Below are 23,755 nucleotides of genomic sequence, written 5' to 3'. Positions count from 1 at the left end.
GTGTTCCCCTCCGCCCGCTTTCCTGACCCATGCGACAACCGGGCGGCGAGGCATTCATGAAGCCAACTGGCTGGGGCAACCAAGGTTCGCGCCGTAAGGCGCGGGGGCTGCTGCCGAAAGCGAGCGTGGATTGGGCCTGGCAATGAATCGCCCCAGCGTCTGGAGCTACAATGCGAGCTTGCGAGCAAGCTCCAGAGGCGGGGCGAGAATGGTTGCGAGCGTGGCAGCAGCCCCCGCGCCACCAGCCCTAACCATCGCTTTGACCCGCCCTAGGTGTTACCCCTGGTAATCAGCAATCACGGGCTTGTCGGAGCCGGGGCGCTGGGACTTGCAGCAGTCGGGGTTGCAGGCGTCGAACCAGCCGTTTCCGCCGCAAACGGACTGGCGGGCTGCCTGTACGCCGTCGGCGTCCTGGGCGGGGGCGGTGGAGGCGACGCGTTCAGCAATCAGCTGGCGCAGGCCTTCAACGTAGGCGGGGTGGGTGCCGGGGGTGGGGGTGCGGGTTGCTGCGAAGCCGAGGCGCTTGCAGGTGTCGAGGGCTTCGGTGTCGAGGTCCCACTTAACTTCCATGTGGTCTGAGACGAATCCGAGGGGCACGAGCACGATGCCGTCGACCTTACCGTCGAGGGCTTCGAGGGCGTCGTTGACGTCGGGTTCGAGCCAGGGCATGGAGGGCGGGCCGGAGCGGGACTGGTAGACCAGTTCCCAGTCGACTTCATCGAGGAGGGCGGGGTCAACGGCCTGGACGCCGGCGAGGACGGCGCGGGCAGCTTCCAGGTGCTTTTCGACGTAGGCGGAGCCGCCTTCGTAGTCGACGCCGCGGGGGCCTGCCTCGTTGGCGGCGCTGGTGGGTACGGAGTGGGTGCAGAACATGATGCGGATTTTTCCGTTACCCGCGGCAGCCTGCTGGGCGGCAGCAAGCTGGGCGCGGACGTCCTTGATTCCTTCCACCAGCCCCTCGACAAAGGGGGTAATGAAGCCGGGGGTGTCCCAGAACTGGCGGACCTTATCGATCTGCAGTTTGCCGTCCAGGCCCAGCTTTTCGAGGGCGATTCCGTAGTCTTCGCGGTACTGGCGGCAGGAGGAGTAGCCGGGGTAGGCACTGGTGGCCAGCACCAGGATCTTGCGTTTACCCTCGTCGTAGGCCTGCTGGACCACGTCGTTGACGTAGGGCTCCCAGTTGCGGTTGGCCCAGGTGATATCGATGGCCGGGCCCTTCTCAGCCAGGGCATCACGCAAGGCTGCCAGCAGGGCCCGGTTCTGCTCGTTGATGGGCGAGACACCGCCGTTGGCCCGGTAGTGGGTGGCAACTTCTTCTAGGCGCTCGTCAGGGATTCCGCGACCGGCGGTGACGTTGCGCAGGAAGGGGATGACGTCGTCCTGCCCTTCGGGGCCACCGAAAGAAGAAAGAATCACCAGGTCATAGTCCTGGGGGGCGGACGCGCGGGGGCGGCTGAGGGTGGACTCGGGGGTGTAATCGGCGATGGTGCCCTCATCGAGCACAGCCGGGCCGTTAGAGGCGGTGTTGGCCGGATCCGTCTGGTTGGGGATGGTATCGGCAGGAAGCTGGGCGGTCATTAGGCAATCACCTGGGCAATCTCGGCAGCTTCGATGCGGCGGCCGGTGTAGAAGGGAACTTCTTCGCGCACGAAGTGGCGGGCTTCGGTGTTGCGGAAGGAGCGCATAAGGTCAACGATAAGCACCAGTTCGGGGGACTCAAGGGCGATGAGCCACTCGTAGTCATTCAGGCCGAAGGTGGCGATGGTGTTGGGCAGCACCTCGGGGAAGTCAATGCCCTTCATACCGTGGTTTTTCATGACCTCGCGGCGCTTTTCGGGGTTGATGGTGTACCAGTCGTAGGAGCGCACAAAGGGGTAGACGCAGACCCAGCGTTCGGGGGCGATGCCCTTGGCGAAGGTGGGGGTGTGACCGGCTGAGAATTCGGCGTCGCGGTGTACGCCCATGGTTGACCAGACAATCTTGGTGCCCGAGAAAGCTGCGGTGCGGCGGAAGCTGCGGATTGCTGCCTGCAGGTCTTCGGGCACAGCACCGTGAACCCAGACCATCACGTCAGCGTCGTTGCGCATGGCTGAGACGTCGTAGAAGCCGCGGGTAATCACGCCCTTGGCTTCGAGCTCAGCAACCAGGGCTTCGAGTTCGGCGGTTGCCTCAGCGCCGGTAGCGGCGGGGTCGGCTGCACCTTCGCGGGCAAAAACGGTGTAGAGGGCGTAGTGGAACTGGCTGTCGCCTTCGGCGACTTCGCCGGGGCGCTGGCCCTGAATTTTGCCGGCCGCGTCCTTGGCGGTGGGCATGGGCGGACGGCCGCCGTGGCCGCTACCGCCGTGGCTGTAAGCGCCGTGGCCTGCGCTGCCGTATGAGCTGGCGCTGTGGGGGTGTTCTGCAGGGTTACCGTGGTGTGACATGGGGTTACCTTTCGATGTGGGACGTTGAAGGCGAGTAGCCGCTACTTAGTCAGTAGCTGATGAGTCGGTGTTTTTCTGGATGAAGCGCCCCAGGTGCTCCTGGGTGTCTGCGGTGACGGCTGCCAGGCCGGTTCCGGCAATCCAGGCGCCGACGGCGGTGGCACCTGGCAGGTCGGCGAGGGCCGAGCGGAAGGCGGTGACACGGTCCCTGTGCCCCGGCGTGGTGGAGGGCAGGGCGCTGCGCCAGCGCACGACGTCCGCTGCGACCAGGTGGCTCTTGGTGATGGGCACGCCCAGCAGGTGGCCGGCGTCGTGGAGGCCCAGGGTGACCAGTTGGTCATCGTGCAGGGCCAGTTCTGACAGCGGTGAGGTGTCGTGGTCCTTGCCGCGCCCGTAGGACAGGCGCACCACGTGGCGCCCCTCCCCTGCCCGTTCTGCGACCCAACCCCACTTAGCGGTGGCGTGGGTGAGGGCCTTGGCGCGGACGCCGGTGGCAGCTTCGCTGACCAGCAGCCCGGTGCCGCGCGGGGCGGTATCGAGGGCTGGCTGGTCAAGGATTAGGGAGACCAGGGCAACTTCGGGGCCGGGGGCAACGGCGGGCAGGGCGGATGCCGGTAGGTGGGGCCCGAGTAGACGGATGGAGGTCTGGGCGTCGGTGGCTACCACTAGCAGTTCGCCGCGGATAATGGCTGATTTTTCGCCGTATTCGGGCTGGCGTTGGATGGCCGTCCACCCGCCGGTGACGGGGTCGCGGTCAACGGCGATGGTGTCGAAGCCGCTGACGATGCGCACGCGCTGACGGAGCAGGTCGTCTACCAGGGCTTCGGAGAGCTGGTTCATGCCGCCTTCGATACCGGCAACCTGGGAGCCTGCCGGTGAGGCGGCCCGCAGGCGGGCACTGGCTGCGGTGAGGGAGCCCAGCTCGCGGAGGCCGGTCAGCAGACCGGGGGCTATGGTGGCGATTTCTAGCTGGTCGGGGTGTACCGAGTGTACACCGGATACCACCGGGGCTACCAGCTGGTCGAGTACCTGCTGGCCCAGACGCACCCGCACCAGCTCCCCCAGGGTTTTGGCGTTAGACCCGGCTGAGCGCGGCAGCACGGCATCGAGCTTGGCGCGGCGGTAGCCTGCCCGGCCCAGAATTTTTTTGAGGGCCGGGTCATCGAGGCTACCGGGAATGCCCAGAACACCGGTGGACGGTGAGGGGTAGGGCCCGGTGGGCAGGTAGAGCCAGGAGCCTAGAGGCTCGGGCGTTACTATGCGGTCAGCCAGCCCTAGGTCGGTCAGCAGGTTGCGGACGGCGTCGGTACGGGTTGCAAAGGACTCAGCACCGGAATCCAGCACCAGGCCAGCTAGCTGGTGGGCGCCTACGGCACCTCCCAGGTGGCTTTCTCGTTCAACCAGGGTGACTTTCTTACCGGCGCGGGCTAGTTCGCGGGCTGCGAGCAGGCCCGAGATGCCGCCGCCAATCACCAGGGCGGTGTTGTGCAGGTGCTGGTGCTGTGCCATGGGGTTCTTTTTCCTAGCCTTTGCGGGTTGAGGTGTGGATGTAGTCGACCAGGCGGGTCAGGACGGTGGGGTCGGTGGTTGGGGGCACCCCGTGCCCCAGGTTGACCACGTGGGCCGGGGCGCAGCGTCCTTCTTCAAGAACCGCATCGGTGTGGGCGGCAAGGGCCTCCCAGCCCGAGGCGAGCAGGGCCGGGTCAATGTTGCCCTGTAGCACGATGCCGCCGCCCAAACGGCGCTGGGCTTCGGAGAGGGGCAGGCGGTAGTCAACACCGATGACGTCAGCGCCGGCTTCAAGCATGGCGGGCAGCAGCTCGGCGGTGCCGGTACCAAAGTGGATGCGGGGCACCCCGTAGTGTTCAACGGCAGCGAGGGTGGCTGCGGAGTGGGGCATGACGAAGCGACGGTAGTCGGCCTCGCCCAGGGAGCCTGCCCAGGAGTCGAAGAGCTGCACGGCTGAGGCACCCGCCTCAATCTGGGCAGCCAGGAACTGGGCTGAGGTGCGGGCGGCCCAGGCACCCAGGGCTTCCCAGGCTTCGGGGTCGGCGTGCATCATGGTGCGCGGACGCAGGTGGTCACGGGAGGGCCCGCCCTCTACCATGTAGGCGGCCACGGTGAAGGGGGCACCGGCAAAGCCGATGAGCGGGGTGGAGCCCAGCTTTTCAACGGTTAGAGCGACAGCTTCTCGAATGGGGTCGAGGGCGGAGTCTTCGAGTTCGGGCAGGTTCTTAATATCGTCGAGGGTGCGGACGGGGGCATCGAGCACGGGGCCGCGCCCGGGAACGATATCGACCCCCACACCAGCTAGCTTCATGGGGATGACGATATCCGAGAAGAAGATACCGGCATCGACCTTGTGGCGGCGCACCGGCTGAACCGTAATTTCTGCGGCCAGCTCAGGGTTGAGGCAGGAATCCAGCATAGGGATTCCCTCGCGAATTTCGCGGTACTCGGGCAGGGAGCGTCCTGCCTGGCGCATAAACCAGACCGGGGCGTGCTCGGCTTCGCGCCCGGTCAGGGTACGAATCATGGCTGACTCGCCGGTACCGGCGGTCTTCAAGGGGTGGGTAGCGGGCAGGTGGGCAAGCTGCTCGTCGGTGAGCAGGGGGCGCTGACGCAGCGCTGATGACACGGTCTGACTCATATACACCATTCTGCCAAGTTTAAAGCACAACTTTAGAGACAACCTGTCACCAGACCCCCAACAGGGAGATGTCTATAATAGAGTCGTCGTGACTATTTTCAGCCTTGTAGCATCGCATCGCTCCGTCGACCTCACCACTGTGGCTTACCTCAGCGAAGGCGTTGAGAAAATCCACCGGGATCTTGAACGCACCGGCATTCGTGGTGAGGTGATTTTGTCTACCTGCAACCGCTTAGAGCTCTACGCAGAGATTCCCAGTAAGCCGGGGGCCACCGACCAGAACATCGCCAACGATGTTGCTACCGCCTCAGAGCACATTTTTGACCTGATCTCCCAGCGGTCAGGGCTTTCCTACGACCTGGTAGAAAACAGCTTTGATGTGCTGGTGAATGCCGATGCGGCCCACCACCTCTTCACTGTGGCATCAGGCCTGGAGTCGGCCGTTGTGGGTGAGCGCGAAATCACCGGCCAGGTGCGCCGCGCTCTGTCTCTCTCCCAGGAGCAAGGACGGGCCACCGGCAACCTGGTGCGCCTCTTTGAACACGGTGCCCAAACCGCCCGCCGGGTCGGCCAGCAAACCATGCTGGGTTCCCGGGGCCGCTCCATCGTGTCGGTTGCCCTGGATATGGCCGATGACATCGCCGACAAAACCTGGGAGAATCGCCGGGTTCTGGTCTTTGGTACCGGCGCCTACGCCGGGGCTACCGTAGCTGCCCTGCACTCTCGGGGGACGACCGATATCTGGATATACTCCCGCTCAGATCGTGCAGCCACTTTTGCCGACAAACGCGGGGTACAGGCAGTGCCCCACGGGGAACTACACGAGCAGATGGCAGCGGCCGATATCATCATCGGTTGCTCGGGTGGCGCCTCCCCTATGCTTCCCATCGAAATCCCCGCTGGCAAGCGCGTCATCCTTGATTTAGCACTCTCCCGTGACTTCGCCCCCGAGGTAGCAGACCTGCCCGAGGTAGAACTCATTACCCTCGAATCTGTGCGTCTGGCTGCCCCCGAAGAGACCGTAGAGTCCGTGCACACTGCCCGCACAATTGTGGACGAAGCCGCCGCAGAATTCTCCATTAAGGAGAAAGCGCGCAGCGTCGACGCTGCTATTGTTGCTCTCAGACAACACACCATGAGTGTGCTCGATGCCGAGCTCGCTAAGGTGCACAACCAGTACGGGTGCACCGCAGCAACTGAACAGCTTGAACTCGCAATGCGCCGCATGGTCAAGTCCCTCCTGCACACCCCGACCGTCCGCGCCCGAGACATGGCACGCGAAGGCCGGGTAGACGACTATGTAGCGGCCCTCGAAGTCCTCTACGGAATCGAAGTGCAAGAAACCCCCGAAGAGGCCGAGCCCCAAACCGACGCCTCCTAGCAGGCAGGCACCCCACCAGCCGCGACCCCGTCCGCCCACCACCCCAAAGGTTCGGCCGCAACGATGTCCACCTCCATATTTTCAGCTGACTCCGACCCCGGCGACCCCATCGACCCGTCCGGAGCTTCTCGCCTTCCTAAAGACCTACGCCGCCAGCAGCTCATCGGTAACGCCGTGCGAGTTTTTGCCTCCCAGGGCTACCACGCCACCACCATGGACCACATCGCTGCCGCCTCAAACGTGACCAAGCCCGTGCTCTACCAGCACTTCACCGGCAAACGCGACCTCTATCTAGCCGTGCTCGATGAGCAAATCAACAACCTCATGACCCAGCTGGTGCAACCCCTCCACGCCACCAAAGTCAACCGTGAACGAGTACAGGGCGTCATCGGTGCTTTCTTCAATTTTGCCCGCAACAATGTGGCAGGCTACCGCGTCATTTTCGAATCCGACATTCAGAACGACTACGCGGTGCAAGAACGCACCGAAACCATGCACATCACCATCGCCAAGCAAATCGCAGAGGTGCTAGCGCCCAACGCCGGCATGCCCTTTGAAGAGGCGCTGATGACAGCCCGCATGCTCACCGGCATGGTGCAGTCAGCGGCCCACATGGTTATCGGCACCGACGCCTCACCCCAGCAGCTTGCAATGGCTGAGCGTGCGGTCTTCCGGCTGGCCTGGGGCGGTATCTCGATCATCGATGAAGATTGGGAGTAACTCTCTCCCCCCGCCGTTGCAGCCTTTTCTCCCCTGTCAGCTCAGACCGAAACCCCGCACCTTTCCTGCCCCTACTCACGTAAACTGGTGGGCAGAGACCCCCTGCAGTCAGGTAGGGAACCATCGAAAGGAAACCTCATGGAAATCAAGATTGGCGTTATCAACGTGCCCAGCCAGGTCGTCATCGACACCGACGAAACCGCCTCAGACGTCCGCGCCAAGGTCGCTGCGGCTCTTGAACAGGGCGGCATCCTGGAACTGACCGATTCTAAGGGCTCCACCACCCTGGTTCCGGCCGCTAACATCGGCTATGTCGAGCTGGGCGCTGAAACCAAGCACCGTATCGGCTTCGGTATCGGCCAGTAACACCGGGCTTACTCAGCCAGAGGGGCCCGGGAGTTTGACGCAAAACTCCCGGGCCCCTCTTACATTTACGGCACTTGGCGGTAGAATAAAGAAGTTATTTGGTTGCCCGGTCGTACCATCCGTATAGACTCACCTGCCTTTAGCTCTCCCGCCCAACGCTCTGCAAGCGTCCGCCCGGCGGTTGATAGAGCTTCTTTGTTGCATGAAAACCCACGATCGGCTTCCTCGTTTGCCCCGGGCCGGGGCCTCACTCTATAAGGAACACGATTCGTGACTAACCCTGATACCACTAAAACTTTCGCCGACTACGGCGTGCGCCAAGACATTGCAGATGCCCTAGCCGAGAAGGGCATCGTCTCCCCCTTCCCCATTCAGGCTCTGACCCTGCCGGTGGCCCTATCTGGCCAGGACATCATCGGTCAGGCTAAGACCGGTACCGGTAAGACCCTGGGCTTTGGTCTGCCCGCCTTGCAGAGCGTTGCTGTCCCGGGTTCGGACGCTTTCAACCAGCTTCCCGCCCCGGGCGCGCCCCAGGCCCTGATTATCGTCCCCACCCGTGAACTGGCTATCCAGGTGGGCGATGACCTCTCTGTTGCTGCCTCAAAGACCGGCGTGCGAGTAGCGACCCTCTACGGCGGCCGCCCCTACGACACCCAGGTCAAAGAACTGGAAAAGGGCGTTGAGCTGATCGTGGGCACCCCGGGTCGCCTGATTGACCTGCACCGCCAGAAGTACCTCAACCTCACCCAGATCAAGATTGTGGTGCTCGATGAGGCCGACGAAATGCTTGACCTGGGCTTCCTGCCCGATGTGGAGCGTATTCTCTCAGCCGTCCCCGAGGTGCGCCAGACCATGCTCTTCTCGGCAACCATGCCCGGGCCCGTCCTGACCATGGCCCGCCGCTACATGAGCCGCCCCATGCACATCCGCGCCGAATCCGGCGAAGAAGAGACCATGACCAAGGCCTCGATTCGCCAGGTTATTTACCGAGCCCACCCCCTCGATAAGGACGAGCTGGTCGGCCGTATTCTGCGCGCCGAGGGCCGGGGCCGCACCGTCATTTTCACCAAGACCAAGCGCTCCGCTGCCAAGCTCTCTGATGAGCTGACCGCCCGAGGTTTTGCGGCCGGCGCTATCCACGGCGACCTCAACCAGGGTGCGCGTGAGCAGGCCCTGCGGGCCTTCCGCAACGGCAAGATTGACATTCTGGTCGCAACCGATGTGGCAGCCCGCGGTATTGACGTTGAGGACGTCACCCACGTCATCAACTACCAGTGCCCCGAGGACGAGAAGACCTACCTGCACCGTGTGGGCCGCACCGGCCGCGCGGAGAAGGAAGGCACCGCCGTTACTCTGGTGGATTGGGAGGACGTGCCCCGCTGGAAGCTGATCAACAAGGCCCTGGAGCTGGGCGTAGATGAGCCGGTTGAAACCTACTCTTCGTCCCCCCACCTCTTCACTGACCTGGGTATTGCCAAGGGGACCAAGGGCCGTCTGCCTAAGGAGGAGCGCACCGCAGCGGGTCTGCAGGCTGAAGAGGCTGAGGACTTTGGTGGTGCCCCGGCTCGTGAGAAGCGCCAGGGGCGCGGTGGCCGCGGGGATCATCGCGGACGTTCGGGCTCCCGTTCTCCGCGCCGCGAGGGCTCACGCTCTGGCGGTGAGGGCCGGGGGCAGAAGCGCGATGAGCAGCGTGGCGGTCAGGGCGGGGAGGCTGAGTCTAAGCCGCGCCGTCGCCGTACCCGCCGGGTTGAGGGTGAAGCCGGGCAGGAGCGTCCGGCCCGCCGCCAGCGTCAGCAGAAGCCTGCTGAAGCGGCTGAAGGCGGCCAGCAGGGTGAGGGCCAGCGCCGCCGTCGCCGCCGCACCCGCCGGGTAGAGGGCGGCGACAGCTAACCCCTAGGTACCATTTAAATCAGAAATGACCAGCAACTAGCTGGTCATTTCTGATTTAAATGGTACTCACAAGAGCTTATTCGTTTATGAAGGTGAAGCATGCTCACAGCGAAGCTGCTGGCTCGGCGGCTGGCGTGAATCGCATTGTGAGCGAAGCGAACCATGCGAGAGGGTCGGCAGCGAGCGTGAGCATGCGGAACCGCCAGTGAACAAGTCACCCTACCCTAGCGGGTAGCGCGGGCCTGGCCCTCTGCGTAGCCAGCGGCCGACTGAATACCGACCACGGCTCGCTCGGCGAACTCCTCGATAGAGGCAGCACCGGCGTAGGTGAAGGATGAGCGGACGCCCGAGATAATCGAGTCGATCTGGTCTTCTACGCCGCCGCGGCCCTCAGGCAGGTAGATTCGGGCTGATGAGATGCCCTCTTCGAACATTTCACGGCGGGCCTTTTCAAAGGCTTCGGTCTTGGAGTTGCGGTTGATGACCGCGCGGCGGGAAGCCATGCCGAAGGATTCCTTGTAGAGGCGACCGTCGGCGTCCTGCAGTACGTCGCCGGGTGATTCGTAGGTGCCCGCAAACCAGGAACCGACCATGACATTGGCGGCACCGGCAGCCAGAGCCAGGGCGACGTCGCGGGGGTCCTTGATACCGCCGTCCGCCCAGACGTGTACGCCCAGTTTCTTGGCTTCAGCGGCGCATTCCAGCACGGCGGAGAACTGGGGTCGGCCCACGCCGGTCTGCATGCGGGTGGTGCACATGGCGCCGGGGCCAACGCCGACCTTGATGATGTCGGCGCCTGCTTCTGCTAGGTCGCGGACGCCCGCGGCGGTGACCACGTTGCCGGCGGCTACGGGGATGGAGGGGTTGAGGGCCTTGACTTTCTTGAGGGCCTCGATCATGGTTTCTTGGTGGCCGTGGGCGGTGTCGACCACGAGCACGTCGGCACCAGCCTCGATGAGGGTGGCGGCACGACCTGCTACGTCGCCGTTGATGCCAATCGCAACGCCGATGCGGAGCTTGCCGTTGGCGTCGGTGGCCGGTTCGTAGAGGCTGGCGCGCAGGGCGGCCGAGCGAGTCAGCACGCCGACCAGCTTGCCGTCAGCATCCACAACGGGGGCAACCTTGCGGGACTTCTCGTGCAGAATGTCGAAGGCTTCACGCGGGGTGACGGTGTCGGGCAGGGTGAGCAGTTCGGTGCTCATCAGGTCTTGTACCTGGTCAAAGTTGTCTGCCCCGCGCAGATCCTTGGGGGTAATGACGCCGATGGGGGCTTCGCCGTCCACAACGATAGCGGCCCCGTGGGCGCGCTTGGGCAGCAGGTGGCGCACGTAGCCTGCGGTGTGGTGGGGCTTGACGGTGATGGGGGTGTCGAAAATCAGGTGGGAGTTTTTGACCCGCTTGATGGTTTCGGCGACGATATCGGTGGGAACGTCCTGGGGAATGATGGCGATGCCACCGCGGCGGGCAACGGTTTCGGCCATACGACGTCCAGAAACAGCGGTCATATTAGCGACAACCAGGGGGATGGTGGTGCCGGTTCCGTCGGCGGTGGAGAGGTCTACGCCCATGCGGGAACCTACCGCGGAGCGGGAAGGAACCATGAACACGTCGTTGTAGGTCAGGTCGGTGGTGGGAGTCATATCGTTAAGAAAGCGCATGCTTCCCACTCTAAAAGATGAGCGGCTTCTGGGCACAACATTTCGCCAAGAGCTGATTTTTGCACAGTCTTAGCCTATTTTAAAAAGTTATTAGGTCTACCCTACCCCGATTTTTTATTCGGCGCAACCCTCTACACCTGTTTTCTTAGTCTTGTCGCGCCAGCTTTGGGCAATTTTTCCGTCTAGCTTCTTCTCATCCCTGTGCGCGGACGCCGGGGCGTAGGCTGGTGGGCAGGGGTAGGTGCCCTGCCCTACAGTTTCTTCCGTGAAAGGTTCAACGATGAGCGATTCAAACCTCTTGGTCCCGGCAGCAGACGACCCCACCTGGTGGCGTCAGGCCGTGGTCTACCAGATTTACCCCCGGTCCTTTGCGGACGCCGACGGCAACGGGATCGGCGATCTCAGGGGCATCACGGCTAAGGTTCCCTACCTCAAGCAGCTGGGGGTCGATGCCGTCTGGCTCTCCCCCTTCTACCCCTCAGCCCTGGCCGACGGCGGCTACGATGTCGATGACTTCCGCGATGTCGACCCAAAAATTGGAACCCTGGCTGACTTCGATGAGATGGCAAGCGCCCTGCACGCAGCGGGCCTGAAGCTCATTGTTGATGTGGTGCCCAACCATACCTCCAACCTGCATGTCTGGTTCCAGGAGGCCCTGGCGTCCACCCCGGGGTCGGTAGCCCGTGACCGCTATATCTTCCGTAACGGCTTGGGCGAGAAGGGCGAGCTGCCCCCGGCTGACTGGACCTCCATCTTCGGTGGCCCGGCCTGGGAGCCGGTGGGCGACGGCCAGTGGTATCTGCACAACTTCGCGGTGGAGCAGCCCGACCTCAACTGGCATAACCCCGAGGTCCATGAAGACTTCAAAGAAACTTTCCGATTCTGGGCAGATCGCGGTGTCGATGGCTTCCGCATTGACGTGGCCCACGGTATCGCCAAGGACCTACCCGAGGTTCTACCGAGCCAGGCAGAACTCGACGCTCTGCCCAAGGACGGCACCCACCCCATGTGGGACCGCGACGATGTGCACGAGATTTATAAGGAATGGCGGGCCGTTTTCAACGAATACACCCCGCCCCGCACCGCCGTGGCTGAGGCCTGGGTGGAGCGCGACCGCCGCCCCGCCTACGCGTCCGCCCAGGGCCTGGGCCAGGCCTTTAACTTTGACCTGCTCACCGCCCGCTTCGAGGCAGGCGAGTTCCGAAAGATTGTGGCTGAGAACCTGGAACTCTCAGCCGAATCCGGCTCGTCGAGCACCTGGGTGCTGTCGAACCACGATGTGGTGCGCCACCCCACCCGCTACGGCCTGCCCTTCGTGGAGGGTAAGACCAACGAGAAGGTAGGCCACGAGTGGCTGCTCGCAGGTGGCCCGGCCGAGGAACTTGACCGGGAACTGGGTTCTGCCCGCGCCCGCGCCGCTACCCTCTTCGAGCTAGCCCTGCCCGGGTCAGCCTACCTCTACCAGGGTGAAGAGCTGGGCCTGCACGAGGTCGCCGAGATTCCCGACGCAGACCGCCAGGACCCCACCTTCTTCAACTCCCCCGGTGTCAACGTCGGGCGCGACGGCTGCCGTGTACCCCTGCCCTGGGAGGCGGACGGCCCCTCCTTCGGTTTTGGCCCAGCAGCACCGCACCTGCCCCAGCCGGCCTGGTTCGCCGACTACGCTGTAACCGTAGAGGACCAGCAGGAAGACTCCACACTCAACCTCTACCGGGCAGCTCTGGCCGCCCGCCGTCAGCTCCAGGGCGCCGAGGAACTGACCTGGCTCGCCACGGATTCAGCTGACCTGCTGGCTTTTGAGCGCCCCGGCGGCTGGGTCAATCTGACCAACTTCAGCACCAAGCCCGCTCCCCTGCCAGCTGATCTGGCTGACGCTGAGTTCGTGCTGGGCTCTACCCCCGGTGCTGCGGACGCCTTCGCCGCAGGTGCCGTACCCGGGTCAGCTACGCTCTGGCTCAAGAAGTAGCCGAAGAACTAGGGGCAGGGCAGATACATCCCCGGCGGCGACCCTCTCATAGCTCGCGCCGGGGCGCTCGCTATGATTCACGCCAGCCCCGCGCCAGCCGCCGAGCGATGTACCTGCCCTGCCCAATAACCCGGCTACCTAGCCAACTCACGGATCCGTTCGACTGTCTCGCCGGGCGTGGTGTTCTCGCCCAGAGGGTTGGGTTTGCCTGCACCGTGGTAGTCGGATGATCCGGTGACGAGAAGCTCGTGTTTGGCTGCGGTGTCAAGCAGCCAGGCGCGGCCTTCTTCGGGGTTGTCGCGGTGGTAGACCTCAAAGCCTGCCAGCCCTGCCTCAATCATGGCGTAGATGGTGTCGTTGCTGGCGAGTTTTCCGCGGGCGGACGCCTTGGGGTGGGCCATGACCGGTACGCCCCCTGCGGCGCGCACCAGTTCAACAGCTTTCACCGGGTCCACGGCGTAGTGGGGTATGTAGTATTTTGAGCGGGTGGTCAAGATAGTTTCGAAGGCTTCTGACCGGTTGGCTACCGCGCCTAAGGCTACCAGGGCATCTGCGATGTGGGGGCGGCCTACGGTAGCGTCCTCGTGCATCTGTTCTTGAACGGTCTCCCAGGTGATTGGGTAGTCTTCGGCGAGTCTTTCAACCATGCGCTGGGCGCGGCCTACCCGGGAGTCGCGGGCGCGATTAATTTCAGCTAAGAGGGCTTCGTTGGCCGGGTCGTGTAGGTAGGAGAGCAGGTGGATGCTCACCCCCTGGGCCGAACACGAGATTTCCATGCCGGGCAGGAAGTCTAGCCCCAGGCGTCCGGCTGTCTCTTGGGCCTCGGCCCAGCCGGCGGTGGTGTCGTGGTCGGTCAGGGCGAAGCCGGTAAGCCCGGCGGCGGCTACGTCGGCGACCAGCTCGGCTACCGGCTGGGTGCCATCAGAAATACGGGAGTGGGTGTGCAGGTCGTACATAGCACCAGACTACCTGCGGCGGCCCGTCCGTAACAGATAGCAACCATTAGCCACCCTTAAGTATCAAGGGCACTATCTTCAGCTAGACGCGCCGTTACCCGGCTCACTAGACTGGTAGGCATGACTACTAGCGACAATACCTCAACTCCCGGTGACGATCAGCCCATCGAAGAGCGCGTCACCAACCGCTCCGCAGCCCCCAAATCCACCGCTTTTACCGACTTTATGGCAGCTAACTGGGCACCGGCGTCCGACCAGCTCCCTGCCCGTGCCCGCGTCGCCGACTTTGCCGCAGAACGCCGCGCCAAGATTTCTGCGCTTTTCCCCGGCGAGCGCCTGGTTCTGCCTGCTGGCCCCCTCAAGGTGCGATCAAATGACACCGATTACCGTTTCCGCCCCCACTCAGCTTTTGCCCACCAGACCGGCCTGGGTCTGGACCATGAGCCGGACGCCGTGCTCGTGTTTGAGCCCGTTGAAGAGGGCCAGGGCGATAACGGATCAAACCACGAGGTCACCCTCTACTTCCGCCCCCTGGCAGGCCGCGATACCGAGATGTTCTACCGCGACCCCCGCTACGGTGAGTTCTGGATTGGCCCCCGCCCCACCCTCGAATCACTGGGTGCCGAGTACGGTCTTCGCACCAAGGACTTAGGTGAACTTGAAGTAGCTATCACCAAGAACGCCGGCCCCGAGGCCCTGGGCGGCGTACGCATCCGTCTGGTGCGCAACGTTGACCTGAATGTCGATGCCCTGGTCGATACCTCCCGCTACAACACCTCTGTTGATCTAGAAGAGTCAGATAAGCTCGACGCTGCCCTGACCGAGGCTCTGTCTGAGGCCCGTCTGGTCAAGGACGCCCTCGAGGTGGAGAACCTGCGCCGCTCGGTTGACCTGACCATCGACGGTTTTGCTGAGGTCGTCAAGGCTCTGCCTGCAGCTGTTGCCCACCGCCGCGGCGAGCGCGTGGTCGAGACCGCCTTCTTCGCTAAGGCCCGTGTTGAGGGTAACGACCTGGGCTACGACACCATCGCAGCCTGCGGTAACAACGCCACTATCCTGCACTGGATCCGCAATAACGGCACCGTCGATGAGGGTAAGCTGCTGCTGCTCGATGCCGGCGTTGAGGACGACACCCTCTACACCGCGGACGTCACCCGCACCTTCCCGGTCAACGGCAAGTTCTCCGAGGTTCAGGCCAAGGCCTACAACATCGTGCTCGAAGCTGCCGACGCTGCCTTTAAGGTTGCGGTACCGGGTAAGAAGTTCCACGAGGTTCACGACGCTGCCATGCAGGTTCTGGCTACCCGCCTGCACGAGTGGGGCCTACTGCCTGTCTCTGCTGAGGTTTCCCTGTCGGCTGAGGGCGGCCAGCACCGCCGCTGGATGCCCCACGGCACCAGCCACCACCTGGGCCTCGATGTGCACGACTGCGCCCAGGCCAAGAACGAGCTCTACATGGAGGGCATCATCGAGCCCGGCATGGTCTTCACCATTGAGCCCGGTCTCTACTTCAAGGAAGAAGACCTCGCTATCCCCGAGGAGCTGCGCGGCATCGGTATCCGTATCGAGGACGACGTGCTGGTCACCGAGGACGGCAACGAAAACCTTTCTGCCGCCCTACCCCGCACCGTTGAGGGTATCGAAGCCTGGATGGCGGAGAACTCCCGCTAAGTAAGGGCTTCATTTCCTGCATAACGAAACCCCGCCTGCTCTCTTCCAGAGCGGGCGGGGTTTTCGTTAGGTTTTGCCGTTTAGAGGCGGGTGATTTTTAGGGACTTGATGAACCAGTCTGAGAAGGTCCAGATGAAGGTAGCCTCGAAGCGGTGGGGGCCGGTGACGTCCTGTTCGTAGGCAGTTCCTACCAGCTGTACCTGGGCGGTAGCCAATCCGGTTTCTTCCCCGGCGGTGGTGGCGATGTCTTCAATGATTGCCTCGTCGAGGTCGAAGAGGTCTTCGTCGAGATCGTCAATCCACTCCTGGGCGGCTTTTACCGCGCCGTTGGGTAGGGTGAGCTGAAAGTCGCCGGTGAGGAATTCGATAATGAGGTGCTGGTTGTTCTCACCGATGTAGCCGATGAGTTCTTCAAAGCGGGTGGCGAGTTTCTGGTCGGGTGTCATTGGCCGTCCTTCTGCGGTGTCTGCTCGGCTTCTGCTGTTTCGGGGGCCTTGCGGATGGTTGCCTCAAATTCTTCGGGGGACTCCACGCGCAGGCCGTAGCGCTGCTCCCCCTTTTCTGCGCGGATCGCTTCGATACGCTCGTTGGTGGCGGGGGGCTCGGGGGCCTTACGGATCATCTGCTCAAATTCTTCGGGGGACTCCACGCGCAGACCAAACTTACCGGCGGCCTTGGAGCCGTCTCGGTTGGTTTCAGCGGGAGGGGTGAAGACTGGGGCGGACGGACGCTGCTCGGCTGCCGGTGCCTGGTCCTGCTTCTGGTCGGCCGGGTTAAATCCAGGCAGGAAGGGTTCGGGAGCCTGCTCTTGCTTGGGAGAGGGGGCTGAGGGGTCAAACCATTGGGGGGCCTGCTGACCGTTCTGGGCCCCTTGGCCGTTCTGTACCTGCTGACCGCTCGGGGCGCCCTGGGGCTGCTGGGCCGAGTAGCCCTGGGGGTTAGCCTGGCTCATGCCGGGGTGTACGTAGGGGCTTGAGGTCTGCCCATTCTGGGCAAAGGGGTGGGTGCCGGGTCCGTGTACTCCGCTGTGGGTGCCACCGGGCTGGACGGTTACGCGCAGCAGATGGCGGGCTGCCTGGGCGGTGGCAGGAATAGCCATCAGGTCAAAGCGCTGGGGTAGCATCTGGGTGCGGGTACGGATACCGCGACCCTTAGTACGGGAGGCAACGATAATTGCGTAAATTATGCAGAAAGCAATAGCCAGGGGCACGATGCTCAGGAAGTTGGCCAGAATCGAGGTCTGGGTAATCACGGCGTTGAAGAGGGCGACCAGGGCACCGAGGCTCAGGCCCTGGAAGACGCCGCTGAGGGCCGCCCGCGGGTAGGTGGCCTGACCGGTAATGTAATCAACCTGCTGCACGTCCCGACCCACTACGTAGAGGGAGTGCACGGGGAACTTCTGGCTGGCAAGAAATTCGATAGCCTTGTTGACCTCTTTACGGTCGGTAAAGGTAGCTACCAGCTCGCCGGGAGGTAGGTGGGTGCCGTCTGCCATGGCCAGTGCGGGAGGTGCTTTGAGTTGATCCATGCCCCTATTTTTTCGCAAAGTGCAGGGAGTTTGCTGGGAGCACGCCGGTGTATCGCCACAGGTGAACTAAGTAGGGTGATTCTCATTGTGCTGTTGACCGGTGGCAGCTCTGGGCTGGGGCGAGTACCCTTGATAACTGTGAGTAGCGTACCGAACAAGATTTTTATCGCCCGCCTTCTGGGCCTTGATGTTTTTGACCCCCACGGCGACCGCCTGGGCCGTCTGCGCGATGTGGTGGTGCTGAAAAGCGGTTTCACCCAGTTCAACGCGGTGGGGTCTTTGGCCAAACTCAAGGAGCCCGTTGTGGTGGGTATCGTCATTGAGATTCTGGGTAAGAAGCGTATCTTCGTGCCCATGACTCGTGTGACCAGTATCGACTCCACCCAGGTGATTCTGACCGGTCTGGTGAACCTGCGCCGCTTTGAGCAGCGCGGTTCTGAGGCTCTGGTGGTCGGTGAGCTCTTTGACCGCAAGGTGCAGCTACGTGACGGGTCGGGTAGGGCTCAGATTGAGGACGTTGCGATGGAGCAGCGCCGTAACGGCGACTGGTTTATTTCTGAGCTCTTTATTTCGCGCGGCCACACCAGCCTGATGCGCCGCCGCAAGGAAACCCTGATTGTGGACTGGGACGAGGTCATTCTCTCCACAGATTTTGAGCCGCAGGCTGCAACCGCGTTTGTGGCAAGCCACGAAGACTCCAACCCCGCTGACCTGGCAGACGCTATTCACGAGATGCCCGATAAGCGCATGGTTGAGGTGGCCCAGGAGCTCCAGGACGAACGCCTAGCGGACGTGCTGCAGGAGCTCCCCGAAGAAGACCAGGTGCAGATTCTGTCCCACCTTGAGGTGGAACGAGCGGTCAACGTTCTAGAAGAGATGGAGCCGGACGACGCTGCCGACCTTCTGGGTGAGCTCTCAGACACCCAGCGTGAAGAGCTGCTGACACTGATGGACCCCGAAGATTCGGACGACGTGCGCCGCCTGCTCGAATACGAGGAGGGTACCGCTGGTTCGCTCATGAACCCGGTGCCGATCATTCTTTCGCCCGAAGCGACCGTAGCTGAGGCGCTGGCCCATATCCGCCAGGAAGAGATCTCCCCTGCCATGGCAGCGGCGGTTGTGGTTACGCGTCCGCCCCTTGAAACCCCTACCGGTAAGTACCTGGGCATTGTGCACATGCAGCGGCTGCTGCGCCACTCCCCCAGCGAGCAGGTGGGCAACATTATCGATACCTCCATTGAGCCGGTTACCGACGCTGCCAGCATCGAAGAAGTAACCCGCGTACTGGCAACCTACGACCTGACCATCATCCCGGTGGTCAACGACCACGACCGCCTGGTTGGGGCGGTCACCGTGGATGACGTGCTCGATGAGATGCTGCCCGATGACTGGCGCACCTATGACGATGGAACCCCAATTCGAAAGGTAGGCCGCCGCTTTGAGTGATGCACGCGAGCGCAACGATTCAGCGCAGACCCTCGGGACCCCGCAGCAGAAGAAGCGGCGGCCGCTCTTTCAGCTGAGCCCTGACCCCGATGCTTTCGGTCAAATGACCGAAAAAATTGCGCGTTTTATGGGTACTCCGCAGTTTTTGCTGTGGATGACGATTTTCTGTGCCCTCTGGTTGGGTTGGAATACGTTGGCGCCTGAGGAGCTTCAGTTTGACCCCCGTGCGCTGAACTTTACTCTGCTCACGCTGATGCTCTCTTTGCAGGCTTCGTATGCGGCTCCCCTGCTGCTGCTGGCGCAGAATCGGCAGGACGACCGCGACCGCGTGGTTGCCCGCCAGGACAGGCAGCGCGACCAGCGTAACCTCGAAGAAACCGAGTATCTGACTCGTGAGATTGCGTCCTTGCGTATTACCCTGCGTGAGGTTGCCACCCGTGACTTTGTGCGCGGCGAGATGCGCGACATTATGGAAGAGCTCGCTGAGGTGCAGCGTCGCCAGGAGGAGCTCTTTGCCCGTGCTGAGGCCCTGGCGGCTAAGGCGAGTGAGCTTGAGACCCCCGAAGAGACTAAGCCCTTCGATCCCAATGCTGCCCAGCCGGTGACCAGTGCTTTTGATGTGCTGAGCGATGACCACCCGAAAATGCGTAAGAAGAAGAAGGTAAAGGACATCGACCGCTCGTTTGAGTAGGCGATTTACCCCATGCAGACATCACATCTGAATGAGGAGCTGCTTGCAGCTCTCGCAACCGTTATTGACCCTGAGCTGCGCCAGCCCATCACCGAGTTGGGTATGGTCGACCGGGCTGAGCTGACCGGGTCGGTCGCCGATATCAGGGTGCTCCTGACTATTGAGGGCTGCCCCCTGCGTTCGACGATTGAGGCGGACGTCCGCGCTGCGGTCTCTGCCCTGGAGCAGGTGAGCGAGGTGCAGCTTGAGATTGGTTATATGAGCCCGGATCAGCGCGCTACCCTGCGCCAGCGTCTTGGCCATACCAAGCAGAACCCTTTTACTGCCCCCGGCTCGCTGACCCGTATCTTTGCGGTAGCTTCGGGTAAGGGCGGGGTTGGCAAGTCCTCTGCGACCGCTAACCTGGCAGCGGCTTGCGCCTCCATGGGTTTGAGCGTTGGCATTATTGACGCCGATGTGCACGGGTTTTCGATTCCCGGGTTGCTGGGTATCACCGCTGGCCCTACCCGCATGGACGACATGATTATTCCGCCGGTGGTTGAGGCCCCTTCGGGTGGCGGTGTCATCAAGGTAATTTCTATCGGTATGTTCGTGAAGCCTGACCAGCCGGTCGCCTGGCGCGGCCCTATGCTGCACCGGGCTCTAGAGCAGTTCCTCACCGACGTGCACTTTGGTCACCTGGATGTGCTCTTCCTCGATCTGCCCCCGGGCACCGGCGATATCGCGATTTCAATGGCCCAGCTGCTGCCCCACGCCGAGATTCTTCTGGTTTCAACCCCGCAGCTGGCTGCTGTGGACGTGGCCCAGCGGGCCGGTACCCTCAGCCTGCAGACCGAGCAGAAGGTGATCGGGGTGCTAGAAAATATGGCCGCCATGCAGCTGCCGGATGGTACCACCCTGCCCCTCTTCGGAGAAGGGGGCGGGGCCGTCCTCACCGAGTCCCTGGGCAGGGCTCTGGGCTACGAGGTGCCCCTGCTAGGGTCGGTACCGCTCGAGGTTGCCCTGCGCGAGGGCGGGGACGCCGGCACCCCGGTGGTCTGGGGCGCGCCCGAGACCGCTGCGGCCCAGGAGCTGGTCAAAACCGCCCGGGCCCTGACCCACCGTCCGCGCGGGCTAGCGGGAGCTCCCCTGCCCTTTACCGTCTAGCCCCGGCTCAAGGGGACCGCAAAACTTCAAAAGGACCGCATATTATGCGGTCCTTTTTTGAAAATCAGGTCCCCTTGGCGAGAGAAAGAGTTTAGGTGGCCTCGGTATCGAAGGGAGCCCAGGCGCCGCGGGGCAGGCGCACACTCACAGAGGGAGCCGGTGCAGCTGCCGCCTTTTCTTCAAGTTCCTTGCGGCGCTCTTCGTCGTCCTCAGCAAAAGCCTCACGTACAATGACGCGGGGGTCGTACTGGCGGGGGTCGTACTGGCGCCAGTTAATATCGCCCAGGTCGGGGCCGAGAGTTTCTTTGAGGTCGTCCTTAGCGTCAAAGGCCATACGGCGAACCCACTTGATAAAGTCTTTGAGCTGCTGGGCATATTCGGGCATGCGTTCTGGCCCGATGACAACAAACACCAGGATCGCTAGAACGATAAATTCGAGGCCGCTAATTCCAAACACACAAAGAGATTACCAGCTCAGCCCGAGTGTTCGCCCATAAAACGAGCGGGGTTGATTAAGATGTTTCCAGAATCATTCCCGCGCGCACTCATGTGAAGGTGAAGTACTAGGTGAATACTCAGGAACAGGCTCGAAGCTGGGTTTATGCTGAAGAGTTCCCGTTGGAGGCTCCGGCGGTGGCTTCTGCCCGGGCTGGGGCCGAGCGGTTGGACGCCGCCCCCGTCGCCCCGTCGGTAGCTTCCCTGCTTACGGTGCTCGCGGCCGCGACCAGGGCCCAACACGCTGTAGAAATCGGTTGCGGGGCCGGCGTTGCTACGGCTGCCCTGCTCACGGGTCTGGCCCCCGGTGCGGCGCTCACCGCCATCGATATCGATGCCACCCGTTGCCAGGCAACCCGCACGCTGCTGGCAGCTGCCGGTCTTGATAAGAGCCACCGGGTGCGCGTCATCACCGGCGATGCTGCCGAGGTGCTCCCCCGCCTCTCAGCGGCCTCCTACGATCTGGCCTTTATAGACGCCGGTAGCCAGCTAGCTGAACAGCTGGTCTACGATACGCTGGCCCTCCTAGAACCTGGCGGGCTCCTGATTCTGCATGACCCGCTGGTGGGCGGCGCTGTTGCGAACCCTACAGCCCGCGATGCCGTGACCGTTTCGGTACGCTCTGTCTTACACGAGGTGGCGGCCTGTACCGCCGATGTTTTTGTCTCGCTCGTGCACGCGGGTGAGGGGCTCTACCTGGTCTACAAACGCTAAAGCCCCCGCCCCAAACCTGTGTGGTTCGGAGCAGGGGCCGGGCTCAGAGCCGAAGCCTAGACGTTTTCAACGCACTTGCGGATTGCCTCGACTTCTTCTTCGGTGATATCAAGAACCAGGCGGCCGCCACCTTCAACGGGAATGCGCATGACGATGCTGCGCCCTTCGCGCACGATTTCGAGGGGGCCGTCGCCGGTGCGTGGTTTCTGAGCTGCCATCTTGGTTCTCCTTCAACGAGGTTGGTCTGCGGTTTCTCGGCTTCTGTTGCCGGTCTCACCTTCTTTTAATCATAGTGCTTAGTGGCTCACTTCTGGCGTTTTTGGGTGGAAACTTACAGGTTTAGGGCGGGTAGTCCCCGCCGCCGGGTAGCTGCTTCCAGTGCCAGAGCCAGCCGACCCAGCCAAATTGCAGGGTTGCTCCGCTGAGAATCAGCAGCCAGCGGTAGGCCCGCGAAGCGGACAGGGCCACGAGGGGCAGCAGGAGCGGGAAGAGGGGCAGCAGCAGGCGGAAGGTGGAGGACTGCGGGTTGAAGAAGGCCAGCATATACACCGCGTAGGCAGCACACCAGGTGATGAGCGCCGGGTGAAGCACCCGCCGGGTCACGGGAGCCAGCAGGGCCAGCAGGTAGGCGCCCAGTAGCAGGATAAGGACGAGGGGGCCTCTCCCCTGCCCAAGATACAGCTGGCTCTGGGTGTACCAGGGCACGAAGGGCAGCACATGCTCCCCGCCAGCTCTCCACGCGGCCTCGGTAGCGGTGTAGGCGTCGATACGCCCGGTGGACGCCCAGGCAATGGCCGGGTGGATAAAGGCAAAAGCACACACGGTGAGGGCAGAGGCCAGCTGCGGGGCGGTTGCTTTCAAGGCGCTCAGCAGGTTCTCAGCACGGGCCTGCTGAACCCAGCAGACGAACCACCAAATTCCAACCACGGCTCCCAGGGGCACGCCCACAGGGCGGGACAGGGCCGCCCCAAGGGCCGGAAGAAGCAGAAGTACATAGCGTTGCTGCACCAGCCAGTAGAGGGCCCAGGCCAGGAAAAAGAGGCCGGTTGCCTCGGCATAGCCGGTTTGCAGAATCGGTGCAACGGCGCAGAAGCTGACGGCAGCGGTTGCCCACAGGGCGGTTGTCTCTAGCTCAGTGCCCCGGTGGGCAGGAGCGCCCCCGGTAGCTGCCCCGCGCACCTGTAGGCTGGTTTCAAAGAGCCGGTAGATAAACCAGGCTGCCCCAAAACCAAACAGCAGGGAGATAGTAGGGGCAACCGCCTGATAGCTCAGCCCGGTCGCACTCGCCATGGCACCGCTAATCAGGGGGTAGAGGGGGTAGAAAGCCCATTCGTTTTGGGCAACGTGACCGTTGGCGTCCACGGGGAGAACCGCAGGGTAGCCGCCAGCGGCTATCTTGGCGTACCAGTCGGCGTCCCAAATAGTGACAAACTCCAGGTAGCCCATCGAGGTATTTTTCCAGGGGCTAAAGGTCTGGTGCAGGCCCACGGTTGAGAAAATAAACCAGCCCCAGAGCCGGCTTGCGGCATAGACCAGGGCCACTCGCAGGCCGATGGGCAGGCTCGTGAAGAACAGCAGGCCCCAACTGGCGCTCACGCTCAGGGTCGCAGCAGTGCGGTCAAGCACCCCGCTGCGCTGTGGTGCGGACGGACGCCCCACTTCCCTACCCCTCCCCGCGAAGGTCGGTAGCAGCGTCCTGACCCCGAGCACCGCGCAGGGCCTCAAGCTCTGCGCGCAGGCGACTGTTCTCGGCTACCACCTTAGCGAGCACCCCATCAACCTCATCGCGGTTATAGCCCAGGGCCGAGGTAGCAAAACGAACCTGCTCCAGCTCGTCCGTGCCCGGGCGGTCCGAAAGAATCAGGGGCGGCTCAGCGGCAGGAACCAGCGCTAGGCCGTCCTTGCTTGCCGCATCGATAACCTTCCGCCCCGGAATCAAGCGGTCCGTGCCCAACACCGCGCACCCGGCCATCACCGCCGCCAGCACCACAAAGGTCACCGCAACCAGTAGATAATTCATACCGTCCTCCCGCAGGAGCCAAGCCCTCTCGCCC

22 protein-coding genes are annotated in these 23,755 nt (G+C 62.9%); 10 read left to right on the top strand and 12 right to left on the bottom strand.

Annotated elements, in window-relative coordinates; genetic code table 11:
* Positions 1-276: 276 nt before the first annotated feature.
* Genes ACED88_RS02320 through hemE form a run of 4 tightly spaced genes read right to left on the bottom strand, consistent with a single transcriptional unit; the run spans position 277 to position 5,073 of the window.
* Entirely contained in the window at positions 277-1,578 is a 1,302-nt protein-coding gene (locus ACED88_RS02320; protein WP_449108595.1) for a ferrochelatase, read from the bottom strand.
* Entirely contained in the window at positions 1,578-2,423 is an 846-nt protein-coding gene (gene hemQ, locus ACED88_RS02315; RefSeq protein ID WP_449108594.1) for a hydrogen peroxide-dependent heme synthase, read from the bottom strand. The genes ACED88_RS02320 and hemQ overlap by 1 nt, the downstream gene beginning before the upstream one ends.
* A 45-nt stretch (positions 2,424-2,468) precedes the next feature.
* A complete protein-coding gene (gene hemG / locus ACED88_RS02310; RefSeq protein WP_449108593.1) occupies positions 2,469-3,932 on the bottom strand; it encodes a protoporphyrinogen oxidase in 1,464 nt (487 codons plus the stop codon).
* Between the two features lie 13 nt (positions 3,933-3,945).
* Positions 3,946-5,073: a uroporphyrinogen decarboxylase gene (hemE, locus tag ACED88_RS02305; RefSeq protein WP_449108592.1), complete on the bottom strand. Its 1,128-nt coding sequence runs from the start codon at positions 5,071-5,073 to the stop codon at positions 3,946-3,948.
* Between the two features lie 88 nt (positions 5,074-5,161).
* Here hemE and ACED88_RS02300 point away from each other — a divergent pair, with 88 nt between their 5' ends.
* From ACED88_RS02300 to ACED88_RS02285, 4 genes are all read left to right on the top strand, one after another.
* Positions 5,162-6,454, top strand: a complete 1,293-nt coding sequence (locus ACED88_RS02300) for a glutamyl-tRNA reductase (protein ID WP_449108591.1) — start codon at positions 5,162-5,164, stop codon at positions 6,452-6,454.
* A 63-nt stretch (positions 6,455-6,517) separates the two neighbouring features.
* Positions 6,518-7,174, top strand: coding sequence for a TetR/AcrR family transcriptional regulator (locus ACED88_RS02295; protein WP_449108590.1), 657 nt, complete (start codon positions 6,518-6,520; stop codon positions 7,172-7,174).
* A gap of 138 nt (positions 7,175-7,312) precedes the next feature.
* Positions 7,313-7,540 (top strand): DUF3107 domain-containing protein, encoded by a 228-nt coding sequence (locus ACED88_RS02290; protein WP_237185793.1) that lies wholly within the window; start codon positions 7,313-7,315, stop codon positions 7,538-7,540.
* A 270-nt stretch (positions 7,541-7,810) separates the two neighbouring features.
* Complete coding sequence (locus ACED88_RS02285; RefSeq protein ID WP_449108589.1) at positions 7,811-9,430, top strand: DEAD/DEAH box helicase; 1,620 nt, start codon at positions 7,811-7,813, stop codon at positions 9,428-9,430.
* 224 nt (positions 9,431-9,654) lie between these two features.
* On the opposite strand, the gene ACED88_RS02280 is transcribed toward ACED88_RS02285, so the two are convergent.
* Complete coding sequence (locus ACED88_RS02280) at positions 9,655-11,088, bottom strand: GuaB1 family IMP dehydrogenase-related protein (RefSeq protein ID WP_449108588.1); 1,434 nt, start codon at positions 11,086-11,088, stop codon at positions 9,655-9,657.
* Between the two features lie 280 nt (positions 11,089-11,368).
* Between ACED88_RS02280 and ACED88_RS02275 the strand changes: the two genes are divergently transcribed.
* Positions 11,369-13,054 (top strand): glycoside hydrolase family 13 protein, encoded by a 1,686-nt coding sequence (locus tag ACED88_RS02275; RefSeq protein WP_449108587.1) that lies wholly within the window; start codon positions 11,369-11,371, stop codon positions 13,052-13,054.
* Positions 13,055-13,188: 134 nt separating this feature from the next.
* Here ACED88_RS02275 and ACED88_RS02270 read toward each other — a convergent pair whose 3' ends face one another.
* The gene (locus ACED88_RS02270) at positions 13,189-14,010 is read right to left on the bottom strand and encodes a PHP domain-containing protein (RefSeq protein WP_449108586.1); all 822 of its coding nucleotides are present in this window, start codon (positions 14,008-14,010) and stop codon (positions 13,189-13,191) included.
* A 120-nt stretch (positions 14,011-14,130) separates the two neighbouring features.
* Here ACED88_RS02270 and ACED88_RS02265 point away from each other — a divergent pair, with 120 nt between their 5' ends.
* Positions 14,131-15,681, top strand: coding sequence for an aminopeptidase P family protein (locus tag ACED88_RS02265; protein WP_449108585.1), 1,551 nt, complete (start codon positions 14,131-14,133; stop codon positions 15,679-15,681).
* Between the two features lie 80 nt (positions 15,682-15,761).
* Here the strand turns inward: ACED88_RS02265 and ACED88_RS02260 are convergent, their stop codons facing one another.
* Complete coding sequence (locus ACED88_RS02260; protein ID WP_449108584.1) at positions 15,762-16,127, bottom strand: hypothetical protein; 366 nt, start codon at positions 16,125-16,127, stop codon at positions 15,762-15,764.
* A complete protein-coding gene (locus tag ACED88_RS02255) occupies positions 16,124-17,209 on the bottom strand; it encodes a general stress protein (protein ID WP_449108583.1) in 1,086 nt (361 codons plus the stop codon). The genes ACED88_RS02260 and ACED88_RS02255 overlap by 4 nt, the downstream gene beginning before the upstream one ends.
* A 138-nt stretch (positions 17,210-17,347) precedes the next feature.
* Between ACED88_RS02255 and ACED88_RS02250 the strand changes: the two genes are divergently transcribed.
* From ACED88_RS02250 to ACED88_RS02240, 3 genes are read left to right on the top strand one after another with little or no spacing between them, the layout of a single operon-like run.
* Complete coding sequence (locus tag ACED88_RS02250) at positions 17,348-18,655, top strand: magnesium transporter MgtE N-terminal domain-containing protein (RefSeq protein ID WP_237194479.1); 1,308 nt, start codon at positions 17,348-17,350, stop codon at positions 18,653-18,655.
* Positions 18,648-19,346, top strand: a complete 699-nt coding sequence (locus ACED88_RS02245) for a DUF1003 domain-containing protein (protein WP_449108582.1) — start codon at positions 18,648-18,650, stop codon at positions 19,344-19,346. The genes ACED88_RS02250 and ACED88_RS02245 overlap by 8 nt, the downstream gene beginning before the upstream one ends.
* Before the next feature lie 12 nt (positions 19,347-19,358).
* Entirely contained in the window at positions 19,359-20,492 is a 1,134-nt protein-coding gene (locus tag ACED88_RS02240) for a P-loop NTPase (RefSeq protein WP_237204597.1), read from the top strand.
* Positions 20,493-20,583: 91 nt separating this feature from the next.
* Here the strand turns inward: ACED88_RS02240 and ACED88_RS02235 are convergent, their stop codons facing one another.
* Positions 20,584-20,949 (bottom strand): Sec-independent protein translocase TatB, encoded by a 366-nt coding sequence (locus tag ACED88_RS02235; protein WP_135013724.1) that lies wholly within the window; start codon positions 20,947-20,949, stop codon positions 20,584-20,586.
* A gap of 110 nt (positions 20,950-21,059) precedes the next feature.
* On the opposite strand from ACED88_RS02235, the gene ACED88_RS02230 reads away from it, so the two are divergent.
* Positions 21,060-21,701, top strand: a complete 642-nt coding sequence (locus ACED88_RS02230) for an O-methyltransferase (RefSeq protein ID WP_449108581.1) — start codon at positions 21,060-21,062, stop codon at positions 21,699-21,701.
* A 56-nt stretch (positions 21,702-21,757) separates the two neighbouring features.
* On the opposite strand, the gene ACED88_RS02225 is transcribed toward ACED88_RS02230, so the two are convergent.
* The 3 genes from ACED88_RS02225 to ACED88_RS02215 form a co-directional block, all read right to left on the bottom strand.
* Complete coding sequence (locus tag ACED88_RS02225; protein ID WP_135013726.1) at positions 21,758-21,919, bottom strand: DUF3117 domain-containing protein; 162 nt, start codon at positions 21,917-21,919, stop codon at positions 21,758-21,760.
* Positions 21,920-22,040: 121 nt separating this feature from the next.
* Positions 22,041-23,360, bottom strand: a complete 1,320-nt coding sequence (locus tag ACED88_RS02220; RefSeq protein ID WP_449108580.1) for a hypothetical protein — start codon at positions 23,358-23,360, stop codon at positions 22,041-22,043.
* Between the two features lie 4 nt (positions 23,361-23,364).
* Positions 23,365-23,721 (bottom strand): DivIVA domain-containing protein, encoded by a 357-nt coding sequence (locus ACED88_RS02215; protein WP_431463442.1) that lies wholly within the window; start codon positions 23,719-23,721, stop codon positions 23,365-23,367.
* Positions 23,722-23,755 lie beyond the last annotated feature (34 nt).

The organism is Rothia sp. 11273D007AR (assembly GCF_053547255.1).
This window is presented reverse-complemented; position numbering and strand designations above follow the sequence as displayed.

Bases quoted from the DNA above. Each gene is read 5' to 3' on its own strand.
- hemQ (WP_449108594.1), bottom strand. From the start codon at position 2,423: ATGTCACACCACGGTAACCCTGCAGAACACCCCCACAGCGCCAGCTCA.
- ACED88_RS02260 (WP_449108584.1), bottom strand. From the start codon at position 16,127: ATGACACCCGACCAGAAACTCGCCACCCGCTTTGAAGAACTCATCGGC.
- ACED88_RS02295 (WP_449108590.1), top strand. From the start codon at position 6,518: ATGTCCACCTCCATATTTTCAGCTGACTCCGACCCCGGCGACCCCATC.
- ACED88_RS02255 (WP_449108583.1), bottom strand. From the start codon at position 17,209: ATGGATCAACTCAAAGCACCTCCCGCACTGGCCATGGCAGACGGCACC.
- hemG (WP_449108593.1), bottom strand. From the start codon at position 3,932: ATGGCACAGCACCAGCACCTGCACAACACCGCCCTGGTGATTGGCGGC.
- ACED88_RS02290 (WP_237185793.1), top strand. From the start codon at position 7,313: ATGGAAATCAAGATTGGCGTTATCAACGTGCCCAGCCAGGTCGTCATC.
- ACED88_RS02240 (WP_237204597.1), top strand. From the start codon at position 19,359: ATGCAGACATCACATCTGAATGAGGAGCTGCTTGCAGCTCTCGCAACC.
- ACED88_RS02275 (WP_449108587.1), top strand. From the start codon at position 11,369: ATGAGCGATTCAAACCTCTTGGTCCCGGCAGCAGACGACCCCACCTGG.
- ACED88_RS02215 (WP_431463442.1), bottom strand. From the start codon at position 23,721: ATGAATTATCTACTGGTTGCGGTGACCTTTGTGGTGCTGGCGGCGGTG.
- hemE (WP_449108592.1), bottom strand. From the start codon at position 5,073: ATGAGTCAGACCGTGTCATCAGCGCTGCGTCAGCGCCCCCTGCTCACC.
- ACED88_RS02320 (WP_449108595.1), bottom strand. From the start codon at position 1,578: ATGACCGCCCAGCTTCCTGCCGATACCATCCCCAACCAGACGGATCCG.
- ACED88_RS02280 (WP_449108588.1), bottom strand. From the start codon at position 11,088: ATGCGCTTTCTTAACGATATGACTCCCACCACCGACCTGACCTACAAC.
- ACED88_RS02270 (WP_449108586.1), bottom strand. From the start codon at position 14,010: ATGTACGACCTGCACACCCACTCCCGTATTTCTGATGGCACCCAGCCG.
- ACED88_RS02265 (WP_449108585.1), top strand. From the start codon at position 14,131: ATGACTACTAGCGACAATACCTCAACTCCCGGTGACGATCAGCCCATC.
- ACED88_RS02225 (WP_135013726.1), bottom strand. From the start codon at position 21,919: ATGGCAGCTCAGAAACCACGCACCGGCGACGGCCCCCTCGAAATCGTG.